The 15,173-nt window shown below is 41.3% G+C and carries 12 protein-coding genes and 1 riboswitch; of the genes, 4 read left to right on the top strand and 8 right to left on the bottom strand.

Annotation, left to right across the window (positions count from 1 at the left end; translation table 11 throughout):
- Nucleotides 1-109 precede the first annotated feature (109 nt).
- The 5 genes from ACGEDC_RS01730 to ACGEDC_RS01710 all read right to left on the bottom strand — a co-directional run bounded on the left by ACGEDC_RS01730 (nucleotide 110) and on the right by ACGEDC_RS01710 (nucleotide 4,466).
- Nucleotides 110-1,825 carry a proline--tRNA ligase gene (locus ACGEDC_RS01730; RefSeq protein WP_394496065.1) on the bottom strand — a complete coding sequence of 572 codons (1,716 nt, stop codon included), beginning with the start codon at nucleotides 1,823-1,825 and terminating at the stop codon, nucleotides 110-112.
- 201 nt (nucleotides 1,826-2,026) lie between these two features.
- Nucleotides 2,027-2,641 (bottom strand): acyltransferase, encoded by a 615-nt coding sequence (locus tag ACGEDC_RS01725; RefSeq protein ID WP_394496063.1) that lies wholly within the window; start codon nucleotides 2,639-2,641, stop codon nucleotides 2,027-2,029.
- 126 nt (nucleotides 2,642-2,767) lie between these two features.
- Complete coding sequence (gene tsaA / locus ACGEDC_RS01720) at nucleotides 2,768-3,505, bottom strand: tRNA (N6-threonylcarbamoyladenosine(37)-N6)-methyltransferase TrmO (protein ID WP_394496062.1); 738 nt, start codon at nucleotides 3,503-3,505, stop codon at nucleotides 2,768-2,770.
- A gap of 22 nt (nucleotides 3,506-3,527) precedes the next feature.
- On the bottom strand, nucleotides 3,528-3,923 hold the full coding sequence (gene rcsF, locus ACGEDC_RS01715) for an Rcs stress response system protein RcsF (RefSeq protein ID WP_055026051.1): 396 nt from the start codon (nucleotides 3,921-3,923) through the stop codon (nucleotides 3,528-3,530).
- Nucleotides 3,924-4,061: 138 nt separating this feature from the next.
- Nucleotides 4,062-4,466, bottom strand: a complete 405-nt coding sequence (locus tag ACGEDC_RS01710) for an H-NS family nucleoid-associated regulatory protein (protein WP_055026052.1) — start codon at nucleotides 4,464-4,466, stop codon at nucleotides 4,062-4,064.
- A 449-nt stretch (nucleotides 4,467-4,915) separates the two neighbouring features.
- Here ACGEDC_RS01710 and ACGEDC_RS01705 point away from each other — a divergent pair, with 449 nt between their 5' ends.
- The 3 genes from ACGEDC_RS01705 (at nucleotide 4,916) to ACGEDC_RS01695 (ending at nucleotide 8,852) form a co-directional block, all read left to right on the top strand.
- A complete protein-coding gene (locus tag ACGEDC_RS01705; protein ID WP_055026053.1) occupies nucleotides 4,916-5,665 on the top strand; it encodes an electron transfer flavoprotein subunit beta/FixA family protein in 750 nt (249 codons plus the stop codon).
- A 2-nt stretch (nucleotides 5,666-5,667) separates the two neighbouring features.
- Nucleotides 5,668-6,591, top strand: a complete 924-nt coding sequence (locus tag ACGEDC_RS01700; RefSeq protein WP_065108496.1) for an electron transfer flavoprotein subunit alpha/FixB family protein — start codon at nucleotides 5,668-5,670, stop codon at nucleotides 6,589-6,591.
- A 407-nt stretch (nucleotides 6,592-6,998) separates the two neighbouring features.
- Nucleotides 6,999-7,219, top strand: a riboswitch (Lysine riboswitch).
- Nucleotides 7,220-7,295: 76 nt separating this feature from the next.
- Nucleotides 7,296-8,852, top strand: coding sequence for a Na+/H+ antiporter NhaC family protein (locus ACGEDC_RS01695; protein WP_055026055.1), 1,557 nt, complete (start codon nucleotides 7,296-7,298; stop codon nucleotides 8,850-8,852).
- A 136-nt stretch (nucleotides 8,853-8,988) separates the two neighbouring features.
- Here the strand turns inward: ACGEDC_RS01695 and ACGEDC_RS01690 are convergent, their stop codons facing one another.
- Complete coding sequence (locus ACGEDC_RS01690) at nucleotides 8,989-11,124, bottom strand: M3 family metallopeptidase (RefSeq protein ID WP_394496058.1); 2,136 nt, start codon at nucleotides 11,122-11,124, stop codon at nucleotides 8,989-8,991.
- Between the two features lie 409 nt (nucleotides 11,125-11,533).
- Here ACGEDC_RS01690 and ACGEDC_RS01685 point away from each other — a divergent pair, with 409 nt between their 5' ends.
- Nucleotides 11,534-12,112 (top strand): thymidine kinase, encoded by a 579-nt coding sequence (locus ACGEDC_RS01685; RefSeq protein WP_055026057.1) that lies wholly within the window; start codon nucleotides 11,534-11,536, stop codon nucleotides 12,110-12,112.
- Between the two features lie 81 nt (nucleotides 12,113-12,193).
- On the opposite strand, the gene ACGEDC_RS01680 is transcribed toward ACGEDC_RS01685, so the two are convergent.
- Together ACGEDC_RS01680 and ACGEDC_RS01675 are read right to left on the bottom strand one after the other, a co-directional pair.
- A complete protein-coding gene (locus ACGEDC_RS01680) occupies nucleotides 12,194-13,984 on the bottom strand; it encodes an acyl-CoA dehydrogenase C-terminal domain-containing protein (protein ID WP_394496056.1) in 1,791 nt (596 codons plus the stop codon).
- 218 nt (nucleotides 13,985-14,202) lie between these two features.
- Entirely contained in the window at nucleotides 14,203-15,093 is an 891-nt protein-coding gene (locus tag ACGEDC_RS01675) for an alpha/beta fold hydrolase (protein ID WP_394496054.1), read from the bottom strand.
- Nucleotides 15,094-15,173 lie beyond the last annotated feature (80 nt).

Raw genomic sequence — 15,173 nt, 5'->3', positions numbered from 1 at the left:
TTTTTACACCATCGTATAAATTTTTAGTAAAAAAACGCACCCTAAGGTGCGTTTAATGTCTTTCACTGAGGCAGATTTTAGCTAGCCTAGTGAAGGTTTGAGTAAAGGTTTAGCCTTTAATAGATGACTTAATGAAGTCAATGATTTGGTCAAAAGGAATTTCTTGCTTTTCACCAGTGCGGCGATTTTTATATTCAAATACACCTGCGTCGATATTACGGTCACCAATTACGACAACGTGAGGTAGACCAATTAGCTCCATGTCATTGAACATGACACCTGGGCGCTCTTTACGATCGTCCAGTAAGATTTCAATGCCTTCAGCACTCAAATCTTTGTATAACTGCTCTGCCATTTCTTTTACACGATGCGATTTGTGCATGTTCATCGGTAAAATACCCACAGTGAATGGGGCAAGGGTCACTGGCAACATCATGCCTCGGTCGTCGTGGTTTTGCTCAATTGCTGCAGCAACAATACGACTGACACCGATACCATAACAACCCATCAGCATTTCTTTTGCTTTACCGTTTTCATCAAGTACGGTTGCACCCATGGCTTCTGAGTAATTGGTTCCCAGTTGGAAGATGTGACCCACTTCGATACCACGTGCAAACTCGTAAGTCCCTTTACCGTCAGGCGTAGGCTCACCTTCAACAACATTGCGAAGATCCATCGCTTGCGCCATTGGTAAGTCACGTTCCCAGTTGATACCAAAATGATGTTTTCCATCTTGGTTGGCACCCGCTGCAAAATCGCTCATTACAGCAACATCTTTGTCAATGATGGTCGGCATTGTTAAGCCTACAGGGCCTAAAGAGCCAGTGCTTGCTCCAATGGCATCTTTGATTTCTGCGTCAGTTGCAAATTCAAGTGGTGCAGCAACAAGTTCGTGCTTATCAGCTTTTAATTCATTGAGCTCATGATCGCCACGTACGATTAGCGCTACAAGGGGCGCTTCTTCAGTCGCACCTTTAACAATCAGTGTTTTCACTGTTTTAGTGATTTCAACGTCAAATTGTTCAACTAACTCGGCAATCGTTTTAGCATTTGGCGTATCAACTAAAGTCATTTCTTGAGTTGGTGCAGCTAACGTTGTTGTAGGCTCAGCTGTTTCTGCTTTCTCGATATTGGCTGCGTAATCACTGCCGTTTGAGTAAGCAATTAAATCTTCGCCGCTATTTGCAAGTACATGGAATTCATGTGAAGCACTGCCGCCAATTGAGCCTGTATCTGCGATAACAGGACGGAAAGCTAACCCCATACGCTCAAGAATTTTACTGTATGCATTATGCATTTGTGCGTAGGTGTTATCTAAACACTCTTGGCTTAAATGGAATGTGTAAGCATCTTTCATCAAGAACTCACGAGCACGCATCACACCAAAACGAGGACGAACCTCATCACGGAACTTTGTTTGAACTTGATATAAGTTCAATGGTAATTGCTTATAAGAGCTAACTTCTTTACGTACAAGGTCAGTAATGACTTCTTCATGAGTTGGACCTAATACGAAGTCGCGATTGTGGCGATCTTGAAAGCGGAGCAATTCTGGACCGAATTTTTCCCAGCGACCAGTTTCAGCCCATAAATCGGCAGGCTGAACTAGGGGCATTAAGATTTCAACAGCACCAGCATTATTCATTTCTTCACGAACAATCGCCTCAACTTTACGCAATACGCGTAATCCGCTGGGCAGCCATGAATAAAGGCCAGATGCATTACGGCGGATAAAACCTGCACGTAACATTAATTGATGACTGATCACTTCTGCATTTGCAGGAGTTTCTTTTTGTGTTGAAAGCAGGTAATTGCTAACTCGCATTCCCAATGTCCACTTAGTAGCTATTAATGGGCGACATTTTAGCACTTGCAACGATGTTGTCACCAGATAATTAACAACATCTTGGCTTTAATATATGGAACAAGGGCATTGAAATAATTAAACCAATAAGACGCTGGTTTAACATCGCTATGTTAGCAAGGAAAATTGAACGACATGGCGTTATTGTGCAGCATTTTTTATCTACTTATCGCGCCTATCGCCGATTATTTTAGCAGGGTTTCCTGCAACAATAGCGAACTCCGGGACATCTTTGGTGACAATGCTGCCCATACCTACAATGGCTTGATTACCAATAGTGACACCATCAACAATACCAGCTTGTGCTCCAATCCAAACATCATCACCAATAGTGATCCCTTTGGCTGTAACAGCTTGTTGGTAAATAGGGTTATCGACGGACATCCCGTGATTAAATGCGTAAATAGTCACGTTATTTGCTATGCGGGTCTTATTGCCGATCGTGATACCTACTTTTCCGCCATCAAATGAACAGCCGTGGTTAATCGCGACCTCATCACCCAGTTTAATAGGGCCGTGGAGGAACACATCAGCTGCAATCATACATTGGTTACCTATATGAATGTCACGCCCACGTTCTGCAAAAAGGTTGGCTTCAGGAGCGATAAAACTGTGCTCACCAATATGAATAGTTTCAACTTGGGTTAAATGTTGTTGGATCTCGTCTTGCCAAGGCTTTGCCCAGACTAAGTGTTTTTCTTTTAACGAAAAATAAAGCCAAGGCATCCAAGATAGGCGTTTTTTATGCTGAGTTTGATAATCAGGTTTATTATTCATTATTAAGCCTAAGATTAAGTTAACGAAATTATTATTATGACCGTTAGATTTAAAACATTGTTAGATAAATCAATTCGCCTAAAATTGGGTGAAAATGACATAGTTAATCGAAAAGCTAAGTTTATTTTAACATACGCTAGTCGGTTTAATTTCAATCACCTCAATCGTTTTATCATTGACTCGCCAAAATACATCTATATCAAATAAAGCCACTTGATAAATTTTAAGATCAATTTTGGCTTTTTTATATGCAGGCCTCGGGTCTTGCGCTAAAACATCCGTAATTACTTGTTGTAAATGCGATATATCAAGCGCTTTAGAGTGAGCCAAAACTTGTGTTTCAGCTAATGATGAATATTGAACCTCTATTAATTCTGGTGCTGATTGAGCAATGCCTCCAGTTGCATTATCAATGGCGTCAGAAAATGGAATATAGGGTTTTATGTCAATGATTGGTGTGCCATCTAATAAATCCATTCCAGATATTTCTAGGCAGACTTTACCGTTGCGTCTAACAACTGAATGTAATTTAACTACAGATTGGCCAATGCCATTTGGTCTAAAAGTAGAGCGGGTAGCAAATACGCCTAGCTTTTCATTTCCGCCTAGTCGAGGAGGTCTAACGGTGTTTTTCCAGCCTTGTGCTAAGTTTTCATGAAAACAAAAAAGTAGCCAAAGGTGTGAATATTGTTCAATACCCCTGACGGCATCGAGTTGGTTAAATTTGGGGGTTAACTCAACCCAGCCTTTGACATTAACTAGGCCAGGTTGCCTAGGAATACCAAACTTTTGTTTATATGGCGTGCGACAAATTGCAACCGCTTCAATATCAGATTGAAACGGCTGGTCAGAATGAGTAGTCATGAATTAAATAATAGTAAAAAGGTTATTGCACATTGTGCATTTTAATTGCTTGGCCGACGCAGAATGCTTGGGTAAAGCAAGTTTCTGTTGGTTGTTCTGTTAATAGACACTTCTTAACGATAAGTCCATTAGCACCCAGTTCATTGGCCTTCTTACGAGCTTGTGTGCGGGCATCAGCGACATTAGCGGGTACGCCAGTTTCCGTTTCTTGGCAAGACTCGCCTTCAACTAGGGCAACAATATCAAATGCGCCAGTTGGACGTTCACCGTCTTTAAATAGTTCAACGCTTGTTGGCTTGAAATACTCATCTATGGCTTTACTGTCTAAATTACTATTAAAAGTATAATCACTTGCGCAGCCTGATAATAAAAAGCTTGATACTAGTGCGAAAGACATCATTGGACGAGAAACATTCATAATACAGGCCTAATTGAGTGGTGTGCTGCGAAGGGGTTAGTTTACATGGCTTATGGCGTCGAGGAAATACTGTTTACTCATCCTAGATAACAAAAAAGCTTACCGAAGTAAGCTTTTTATCATATCGTAGATTAAGACTTATTCCATACCAGGAATTAAGAAGTCTTCCATTGTTTTACCATTATCTACTTGGTTTTTAAATACAGTTGGCATGCGGCCTTGACCAGTCCATTGAATTAATTCGCCATCAACTTCAATTTGATATTTAGCAGGGCGTGGGGCACGCTTTTTAGGTGCAGGTTTTGCTGTTACTTCACCTAAATCTTCAATAGATAAACCGCTATTTTCAATTTGAGCTAATATTTCAGCAATGCGGGCATTACGCTCAGCATTGGCTTCTAATTCAGCTTTTTCGTCTTCTTCTCTTTCTGTAATGATTTTTTCAAGCTTAGTAGAAAGTTCACGTAATTCATCTAGTGATAACTCTTTTACAGCAGCTTTAAAACGACGACCATGTGTCAAAATTTCTAAAAAGTCACTCATATCAATGTGCATCCTAATGATTTTAATTAATAAGTATCTCAAGTAATTCTGTGATGATTAAATAATACCTATCAATACTCTAAATTGGTTAATTGTTATCAAACTAGAGTGTAAATTGATGCGACTATTTAAATTGTTAAAACAAAAAAGATAGTAAAAAAAGCACGGTTACTTGAATTGCTCTTAATAATAGAAAGTAAATTTGATTGGATCAAATAAAAAAACCTTTAAATAGGCAAATTTTAATTAAAAAGCGTTAATTAAGTCTAAAAGTAATATTTTATTTGCATATATAAGTTATTTATCAGCAGTCTCTTAACTAAAAATTATATAAACAAGTGTTTGACTTTGGTTGACGTTAACGTTAACAGGACGTAAAGTTATGCCATATTGCATTGGCTGAAGCCAATGTGCCATCCACATACATTGAAGGTGTAGAAGGAAATCCCATGAAAGTATTGGTGCCTGTAAAGCGCGTAGTCGATGCCAATGTGAAAGTCAGAGTAAAAGCTGATAACACAGATGTTGATACTGCTAATTTGAAAATGGCCTTGAACCCATTTTGTGAAATCGCGGTAGAAGAAGCCGTTAGACTAAAAGAAGCGGGAAGTGTCACAGAAGTTGTAGTGGTGAGTATTGGTGCCAAATCAGTACAAGAGCAGTTACGTACTTCAATGGCTTTGGGTGCTGACCGTGCCATTCATGTGACGACTGATGAAGATTTAGTGCCGTTATCAATTGCTAAAATTTTAAAAGCGGTTCAAGAAAAAGAACAAGCTGATGTGATTATTTTTGGTAAGCAATCAATTGATGGCGACAATAACCAGACAGGCCAAATGCTTGCTGCTTTAACTGATATGCCACAAGCAACATTTGCTTCTGAATTAACATTAACTGCTGACAGTGCTGAAGTGACTCGTGAAGTTGATGGTGGGTTACAAACATTAAAAATGCCGTTACCAGCGGTGGTGACTGCGGACTTACGCTTAAATGAGCCTCGTTATGCTTCATTACCTAATATTATGAAAGCAAAGCGTAAACCACTTGAAACCTTATCTATTGATGACTTGGGTGTAAGCCTTAAAGCACATCAAAATGTGATTAAAGTGACGCCACCTGCAGAACGTCAAGCAGGTGTCATGGTGAGTTCGGTGGCTGAACTTGTTGAAAAGTTAAAAAATGAAGCGAAGGTGATCTAATTATGGCTATTTTAGTATTAGCAGAACACGATAACGCAAGTTTAAAATTAGACACGGCCAAAGTCGTTAGTGCAGCAACTGCAATTGGCGGCGATGTCCATGTGCTTGTTGCTGGTAGTCATGTTGGTGCTGTGGTTGCTTCTGCACAAGCACTATCGGGTGTGAGTAAAGTCCTTGTCGCTGACAATGCTGCTTATGAAGCGCAAATGGCTGAAAACCTCTCTAAGTTAATTGTTAATGTCGCCAGTGATTACGATTACGTGCTAGCAGCTGCAAGCAGTGTAGGTAAAGATACTCTTCCTTGTGTGGCAGCATTATTAGATGTTGCGCAAATTTCTGAAGTCGTAGATGTGGTGAGTGCTGACACATTTGTACGTCCTATTTATGCAGGTTCTGCATTGGCGACAGTACAAAGCTTAGATGACAAAAAAGTGATGACGGTTCGTACCAGTGCATTTGATGCTGCAGGCAACGATGGCAATGCTGAAGCGGTTAACGTTGATTTTGTTGCAGAAGCTAAGACAGTTTTTGTTTCGCAAACTCTCACAGAATCTGAGCGCCCTGAATTAGGCAGCGCTGGAGTGATTGTTTCTGGTGGTCGTGGCATGGGTAGCGGTGAGAACTTTGCTATTCTAGAAGCATTAGCTGACAAGCTAACCGCTGCCGTTGGCGCTTCACGTGCCGCTGTTGATGCTGGTTATGTTCCTAACGATTTGCAAGTCGGTCAAACAGGTAAAATTGTTGCTCCTGATCTGTATATCGCTGTCGGTATATCTGGCGCCATTCAACACTTAGCGGGTATGAAAGACTCTAAAGTGATTGTGGCTATCAATAAAGATCCTGAAGCGCCAATTTTCCAAGTGGCTGATTATGGACTTGAAGCTGACTTATTTGATGCGATTCCAGAGTTAACTCAATCTTTGTAATTATAAACTGATTGTAGAAAAAGGTTTTTGTCTTTTAGGCAAAAACCTTTTTTTGGGTCGCAGTTTATGGCGTGATTATTCGATAGTTTGTTTTAGTGTCAGTGCGTATTAAATGACATTGTTTTTCAGCTTTATCATTGCTAAACCTATTGAACGATATAAATACACCTGAATTAATTCAATAATCAGATTTTTTAAGCATATTAATCTCACTGTCGTTAATTGATGGATAATTCCTCGCTTGCTAACAATTCGTTACGGTGTCGATATCGTCTTGTGTTGTTTTTTGATTGTGATGTTATTTCTCACAAGATAAGCTAGTTTTATCTGGTAATTAACCTCGTGCTTATGTTTGTATGGTCTTGTGTCGTGGCAGTGAGCTTTTATAAAGCATTTAAACTGTCGTATACATAAGTAGAGGCGCATCAAATATCAGTATGGTTAAGTTGGTTGATACCAATAACTTAATTTGAAAGGATTTGGTGCCGAAGTGAATCGGTACGATCAATACCATTTGCTGGGGCAGTTTCCGAAAGGGGCTGCACTGTCATAGTAATTTTTATCCGTGAGGATAAAACAATGGATATCGATGTTGATATCGATATTACTGTGGAGTGCTACTGAAAAGATTCTTGTCTTCGCTTTATGCGATGTCTTGCCTTATCAGTTATCCTCCATTCGTACTCAACGAAGAAAATATATAAATGATGATAACAAGTTATGCCGATTCGGCACTCTCTCTTTTGCCTCCTGTTGTGGCAATTGTATTAGCAGTAGTTACACGCAAAGTACTTCTTTCATTAGGTTTAGGTATTATTGCTGGCGTGATATTGCTGACTGATTTCTCTTTTACTGGAGCTGCAAGCCACTTAGTGAGTACTGTCACCAGTTTAGTGTGGGATGACGGCGCACTCAATGCCTGGAATTTACAAATTATTGGCTTCTTGGTAGTGCTGGGGATGATCACCGCTTTAATTACCGTGAGTGGTTCAGCACGTGCGTTTGCTGATTGGGCACACCAACGTATTCGCAATAAACGTGACGCCAAACTCATGACCATGTTCTTAGGTTGTGTGGTATTTATCGACGATTACTTCAACAGTATCGTGGTTGGCTCAATCGCACGTCCTATTACTGATCGCTACCATATTTCACGTGCAAAACTGGCCTACTTGTTAGATTCAACTGCTGCACCAGTATGTGTTATCTCTCCAGTCTCAAGCTGGGGGGCATACATTATTGCCCTAATTGGCGGTATTTTAACGGCACATGGTTTTGCTGATACCGGCCATTTAAGCGTGTTTTTACAAATGGTGCCGATGAACTTTTATGCCATTTTTGCGCTATTACTTTTATTGTGTGTTGCTATCTTTGGTTTAGACATTGGCCCAATGCGCCAACATGAGCGTAATGCGCAAAAAGGCGAACTCTTTGACGAAAGCAAAGGGTTACCTCCAGGCGCGACCGCTGATTTACCAGAAGCTGATACAGGTAAAATCATGGGGTTATTCCTGCCGATTTTTGTGCTTGTGGCTGCAACTATTTACTTTATGGTTTCAACCGGTGCTGATGCGCTGGCGGGTGAAGGTTTACCATTTAGTGTTTTAGGTGCATTTGAAAACACTGAAGTCAGCGAATCATTATTTTATGGCTCATTAGTGGGTTTAGTGGTGACGATTGCATTAACCATGCAGCAAAAAATTAGCACCAGCATGATGTTTACTGGAATCAAAGTTGGCGCTAAGTCAATGTTGCCAGCTATTTATATCTTGTTATTTGCTTGGACAATTGCGTCAGTGATTGGCGAGCTTGAAACGGGCAAATACATGGCGAGCTTGGCAACGGGTAATATTCCATTTGCATTACTGCCTGCAGTGCTATTTTTATTAGCTGGTTTAACCGCATTTTCAACCGGCACTAGCTGGGGTACATTTGGTATTATGTTACCAATCGCTGCCGATATGGCGATGGGCAGTGATAGCACTATGATGTTACCAATGCTTGCCGCTGTGCTTTCTGGTGCGGTATTTGGAGATCATTGTTCACCGATTTCTGATACCACTATCTTGTCTTCGACAGGAGCGAGCTGTCACCATCTTGACCACGTTATGACACAATTGCCTTACGCGATAATCGTAGCGGTTATCAGTATTGTGGGTTATACCGTGCTTGGTTTCTCTGGTTCTGTTGCGATGGGCTTTATTACGTGTTCTGTATTGTTCGTATTAGCAATCTTAGGACTAAAAATAGCCACTAAGTAGTCCTAAGCACTTGGATTTAGTTTGTGACTTAATAAGAGCTCGACTTGTTAAAGTCAGATCCCAGTTTAGGCTAAAATCTAACAATAAAAATGCCACTCAATTGAGTGGCATTTTTTGCTCGTTAATCAGAGCTAAGTTACTTTAAGCCACGGCGCTCTAATAAGCCGTCAGTGGTAGGCGCTTGGCCTCTAAAGTTTTGATAGGCTTCCATTGGCGGCACGCTATTGCCGACTTCACGGATAGTTTTTCTAAACTTCATACCGATTTCTCGATTCAGCCCGCCTTGAGTTTGCACATAAGCAAAGGCATCAGCAGCAAGAATTTCACTCCACATGTATGCATAGTAGCTAGCTGAATATCCCCCAGGGAAGGCATGAGCAAAGTAAGTTGAGCGGTAACGAGGTGGTACTGCTGGTAAGTCGACACCATGTTTTTTAAGCGCAGCAGCTTCAAAGCTTTCAACATTTTGCAGCGGCGCGTCAGCATCCAGTGCATGCCATTCTAGATCAAGTAGCGCAGCTGACATGTATTCTAAGGTGTCAAAGCCTTGGTTAAAGCTTCGAGAAGCTAATAGCTTTTGCAGTAAATCGTCAGGAATAGGTTTGCCTGTATCGTAGTGTTTAGCGTAGTTTGCAAGTACTTTAGGGTGCGCAGCCCAGTCCTCTTCAAAAGTTGAAGGGAATTCAACGAAATCACGAGATACAGCAGTACCTGCTAAAGATGGGTATTTCACTTTAGAGAACATACCGTGAGTACCGTGGCCCATTTCATGGAACATGGTCGTCGCTTCATCGTAGCTCACAAAGGTTGGCTGGCCTTCTGGCGCCTTTTTAATGTTCATGACATTTACGACGACAGGTTTTTGATTTAATAACTCAGATTGACCGACAAACGAGCTCATCCACGCACCACCACGTTTACCTTCACGAGCAAAGTAGTCTGCATAGAAGATAGCCATGCTACTGCCATCTTCATCAAACATCTCGTAAGCTTTTACGTCTGGGTGATAAACCGGTAAGTCTGGACGTGGCTTTAACGTAACACCGTACAATGCTTCTAGGGTAAAGAATACGCCATCTTCTAAAACACGATTGAACTCAAAGTAAGGTTTGATAGACGCTGAGTCGAGGTCATATTTTTCCTTACGGACTAACTCTGCGTAATATGCCCAGTCCCATGGTGCTAGGGTAAAGTTACCGCCAGTTTTATCTATCATGGCTTGTATATCAGCGGCTTCTTTTTGAGTGTTTTCCACCACAGATGGCACCATTGAGCCAAACATGTCGTAAACCGCTTCTGGCGTTTTAGCCATTTGCGGTGCTAAACGGTAATCAGACCAAGTGTCAAAGCCAAGTAGTTTGGCTTTTTTAGCACGAAGCTGCGCTAAACGAGCGACTAATGAAGCGGTTTCGTTGTCACCCGTTAAGCCACGATTTGCTGACGCTTCCCAAACTTGCTGACGCAGCTCACGGTTATCTAGTTGAGCTAAAACCGGTTGGCGTGTGGTATTGGTGATATTGAGTAGATATTGGCCTTTAAGTCCTGCCGCTTCAGCATCTGCTTTTGCTGCTGCAATAGCGGATTGTGATAACCCCGCCAGTTGGGCTTCATCGTCTACTTTTACTGCAATTTCCTTGCTGAGTCTTAACAGTCGTTGTGCAAACTCATTGGTGAGTGTTGATTGCTCTTCATTTAATTCACGAATCTTTTGTTTTTGCGCTTCAGTTAGTTTGGCGCCAGCGAGCACAAATCGCTGATGATAAACCTCTACTAAACGAACTTCTTCTGCAGTTAACGAGCTGTTATTGCGAGTATCATAAATTGCTTGAATACGGCTGAATAACTGCGGATTTAAATTAATATTGTCTGAATGTGCCGCCATCTTAGGCGCCATTATGCCTTGTACTTTACGTAATTCAGGGTTGCTGTTTGAGCCGGTTAAGTTATAGAAAATACTTGAGGTACGAGTGAGTAATGCACCGCTTTTTTCCATAGCGACAATGGTATTTTCAAATGTCGGTGAGGCAGGGTTAGCAGCAATTTTGAGGATTTCTTGATGGTGCTGTTCAATTCCCAGCTCAAGCGCTGGCTGAAAATGCTCATTGTTAAGCTGACTAAAGTCAGGTGCTTGATACTGGAGTACGCTTGCTTGCATCAATGGATTTTGAGTTTGCACTTGAGCGCCCTGAGTGGTGTTTTCTGTTTGAGTATGACTACAACCACTTAATGCGAATGTTGCAGCAATCGCGGCAGCGACAATTGTTTTATGCATTGTGTTTCTACTTCCTTAATTATAATTGTTTATGCAATTTATCAATTGTTTCTTAATCGTATATGAAGATTTTGTCGTTTCGTGATGCCTGTATATGTTGTGCTGGTAGTGAGCTTGAAAACTGTGATCTAATTTATTGCAAAATGTAAATTATGTTAATAGATGCTTGTTTGGAATACATTCTTATCATCAGTCATGCTTTGGCTTTGTGCGATATTCTCTTGAGAAACGGATAAGGAGGAGGGGAGTTAACCATCAAAAGGAAAAGCAAATTAACTGTGATGATAAAGGGGATTCATCATCAAGGAATAGTGCTAGCAAGTTCACGCTATTTAATCCTCACATGCCTTATCTCTAAATCGATTCAATGGTAGACTAACCTCGATTATAACAATAAGGATCTTCTGTTTTGGCACAACTCTATTTCTATTATTCGGCAATGAATGCCGGCAAATCAACTTCGCTTCTCCAATCATCTTATAACTACCGTGAACGTGGCATGAATACGCTTGTTATGACAGCGTCAATTGATGACAGATACGGTGTTGGAAAAGTGGCGTCTAGAATAGGGATTGAAACAGATGCTCAAGTATTTGGAGCAAACGATAATTTATCGACCATGATTGAAGCTGAGCTTGAATCTCAGCAATTACACTGCATTTTAATTGATGAATCCCAGTTTTTAAGTAAAGAACAAGTGAAGCAATTAACTCATGTGGTGGATAACCTTGATATCCCAGTATTGTGTTACGGCCTGAAAACGGATTTCCAAGGGGAGCTGTTCAGCGGTAGTCAATATCTACTCGCCTGGGCAGATAAATTGGTTGAGTTAAAAACCATTTGTCACTGTGGTCGCAAAGCCAATATGGTCGTTCGCCTTGATGGTAATGGAAAACCTATGCGTGAAGGTGAGCAGGTTGCTATTGGTGGTAATGAAAGCTACGAGTCAGTGTGTCGTAAGCATTTTAGAGAATTCATCTGGGATTAGTCATTAAAGGTTATTTCCAGAAACACAAAAACAGCGCCTAAAGGCGCTGTTTTTTTATAGCTCACATAGAATTAAGTCAGACTAAAAATCGGCTTCATCAAAGGTTGCAATTTGCGCGCTGCTCATTTCGACTTGCTTGCGTAAACTGCGCGTTTGGCATCCCCAATATCGCATATAAAACTCGGCTGTATTTAACTTAGCTTGATAAAAATCAGACTCATCTGTACCTGCATCAAGGGCGGCAATTGACGTCGCTGCAATTCGTGCCCACATCCATGCAAGGGCACTAATGCCAAATAACTGCATATATGGCATTGAGGCTGCACCAATCATATCGGGATTTTTAGCCGCTGACTGTGCAATAAAGCCTGTGGCTTTTTCTAAATCCGTGGCTGCATCCATTAACCCTGCAAGGTAAGGTTTCATCGTGTCATGATTACTATGCTCACCAATAAAGCTTTTAACCATATCTGACCATAATGTCAGTGTTGCGCCTTTATCTGATAATAATTTACGCCCAACAAGATCGAGTGCTTGTACGCCATTTGTGCCTTCATAAATCATCGCAATTCGAATATCACGTACAAATTGTTCCATACCCCATTCATTAATATAGCCGTGTCCGCCATAGATCTGCTGAGCATCAACACAAGCTTTAAAGCCTTGATCGGTCACAAACCCTTTTACGATTGGCGTAAAAAGGGCTGCAAGCGCAGCAGCTTGTTTAGCTTTTACGGGATCGCTGTGTCGCTCTGCCTGATCAAGCCATAAAGCCTGTTGGCCCATTAATGCACGCGTTCCTTCATTGAATGACTTTTGAGATAACAACATACGACGCACATCACCGTGAACTATAATCGAGTCGGCAGTTTGTTGTGGCTGTTTAACTCCAGAAAGCGCTCGGCCTTGAATGCGCTCTTTAGCATAAACCAGCGCATTTTGATAAGCGATGTCAGATACGCCTAAGCCCTGAATACCAACGCCAAGGCGAGCTTGGTTCATCATAGTAAACATGGCTTTTAGACCTTGATGAGGTTCGCCAACCAACTCTCCTACAGCGCCATCAAACACCATGACACAGGTTGAGTTACCATGAATCCCCATTTTGTGCTCTAACGCACTGGCACATAATTGATTGGCTTCACCTAAGCTGCCGTCATCGTTTACATGAAACTTTGGCACCGCGAACAATGAAATACCTTTCACCCCTTCTGGTGCATCAGGCAGTTTGGCTAAAACTAAATGGACAATGTTTTCAGCTAAGTCATGATCCCCTGATGAAATGAAAATTTTCTCGCCACTGATTGCAAATTTGCCATCAGCAACGGGGGTTGCTTTAGTACGAAGAAGGGCAAGATCGGTTCCAGCATGGGATTCAGTCAAGTTCATGGTTCCAGTCCATTCGCCACTGACTAATTTTGCTAAATATTTTTGTTTCAGTGCATCGCTTCCATGGACATGGATGGCTGAATAAGCGCCATGGGTTAACCCAGGATACATGGCAAAAGCCATATTGGTGGCGGTTTTCATTTCGGTGGCAAAGGTGCCAATGACTTCAGGTAAGCCTTGACCGCCATATTCAGGATCGCAGGTGAGCGTAGCCCAGCCATCATCAATGTATTGTTGGTAAGCCTCTTTAAAACCTTTAGGCGTAATGACGTTGCCATCTTTAAGTTGGCATCCTTCAAGATCGCCTGAGGCATTTAAAGGTAACATGATGTCGGTGGTGAAATCGGCGACGCCTTGCAAAATAGCGTCGGTTAGCTCTGGGTCTATTTCATCAAAGCCTGCGAGTTCGGTTTGATCATAGATAGATAGCAGCTCAGATAGGATAAATTGGTAATCACGCAGTGGGGCTTGATAAATCGGCATAATACGGTCCTTTGTTTTTTGCGTTTTTTCGCACCATAGTTGTGGTTGTAGAGTCGTCGTGGTTGTTATTAATTATTGAATAAGTTTTTCAGCGACTGGTTATAACTTAGTCTACTTTAGCGAACTTTGAGTAAAAACTCAGTTAATTTAAGCGGTAATAATTTGTGTTGCTTGAGCGCCATTATCCTTCATGCATTGCTTGGTTTTATTAACGCAGATTAACCAATAATTTGGTGGCGCTGCCAGAATGCCATTGCATGCTTCAATACTAGACTTGGCGCTTCTAGTTGAGGGTAATGACCAACATCATGCAGGCTGATAGCATCTGGAGTATCAATCAGAGTTTCATATCGCTCAAGCATATCTTGGCCAGAAATAGGATCATCTAGTCCATTAATGAAGCGCATCGGCGTTGGGTTATCAATAAGCGCATTGACCCAACGGTCACGATTCACCTTTCGCTCTTTCATGTATTGAATAAGCTTATGAAACACTCGCTCACCTTGATGATGTTTAATCAATTGCCAATGTTTTTGTAGTTCGCTTTCTGAAATGTTGATTGTGCAAATGGTATCAAAGTTACGTTTAAATGCTTTGAATCCCATTCCTTTAGCGACTAAAAAGCCGAGTGGGCTTAATAACAATCTTTGGATAAGAATTGGGTGAATCACTTCAGGGAAAATACCGCCGTTTAATAACACTGTGCTCAGTATTCGATAATTGGGTTGATTGTGCTGTTGCCTCGCCAGTAACTCTTGTGTGACTGTGTTGCCATAATCATGAGACAAAATATGCACATTAGTTATCTTGAGTGACGCGAGTAGTTGCTCGATTAAATTGGCTTGAGCGGCGAACGAATAGTGAAATTGGGTGGGTTTATCTGATAATCCAAAGCCAATCATATCTAAGGTAATGACATGAAACTGAGCGCTGAGACTTTGCCATATAGGCTGCCAATCATAACTGCTGGTGGGAAAGCCATGAATCAGTAATAACGCGGGATTATTGGTATCTCCTGCATGTTTTACGAAAATAGAATAGTCAGCTTCTTTGGCAAAAGAAAATTGCTGAAAATAGCTATCTTGTTGCCAGTCAGTCAATGTCGGCATGTGAACTCCATTTACCTTTTATGCCAAGGTAACCTGATTAGACCAGTTTGTAAAATGGCTGTTGACTTGGATAAACGAAC

The sequence above is a fragment of the Shewanella sp. ENK2 genome, assembly GCF_043568515.1.
GTDB classification, from domain to species: domain Bacteria; phylum Pseudomonadota; class Gammaproteobacteria; order Enterobacterales; family Shewanellaceae; genus Shewanella; species Shewanella japonica.
This window is presented reverse-complemented; position numbering and strand designations above follow the sequence as displayed.

Coding starts and splice junctions, on each gene's coding strand:
- ACGEDC_RS01730 (WP_394496065.1), bottom strand. CDS start 1,825: ATGCGAGTTAGCAATTACCTGCTTTCAACACAAAAAGAAACTCCTGCA.
- ACGEDC_RS01725 (WP_394496063.1), bottom strand. CDS start 2,641: ATGAATAATAAACCTGATTATCAAACTCAGCATAAAAAACGCCTATCT.
- tsaA (WP_394496062.1), bottom strand. CDS start 3,505: ATGACTACTCATTCTGACCAGCCGTTTCAATCTGATATTGAAGCGGTT.
- rcsF (WP_055026051.1), bottom strand. CDS start 3,923: ATGAATGTTTCTCGTCCAATGATGTCTTTCGCACTAGTATCAAGCTTT.
- ACGEDC_RS01710 (WP_055026052.1), bottom strand. CDS start 4,466: ATGAGTGACTTTTTAGAAATTTTGACACATGGTCGTCGTTTTAAAGCT.
- ACGEDC_RS01705 (WP_055026053.1), top strand. CDS start 4,916: ATGAAAGTATTGGTGCCTGTAAAGCGCGTAGTCGATGCCAATGTGAAA.
- ACGEDC_RS01700 (WP_065108496.1), top strand. CDS start 5,668: ATGGCTATTTTAGTATTAGCAGAACACGATAACGCAAGTTTAAAATTA.
- ACGEDC_RS01695 (WP_055026055.1), top strand. CDS start 7,296: ATGATGATAACAAGTTATGCCGATTCGGCACTCTCTCTTTTGCCTCCT.
- ACGEDC_RS01690 (WP_394496058.1), bottom strand. CDS start 11,124: ATGCATAAAACAATTGTCGCTGCCGCGATTGCTGCAACATTCGCATTA.
- ACGEDC_RS01680 (WP_394496056.1), bottom strand. CDS start 13,984: ATGCCGATTTATCAAGCCCCACTGCGTGATTACCAATTTATCCTATCT.
- ACGEDC_RS01675 (WP_394496054.1), bottom strand. CDS start 15,093: ATGCCGACATTGACTGACTGGCAACAAGATAGCTATTTTCAGCAATTT.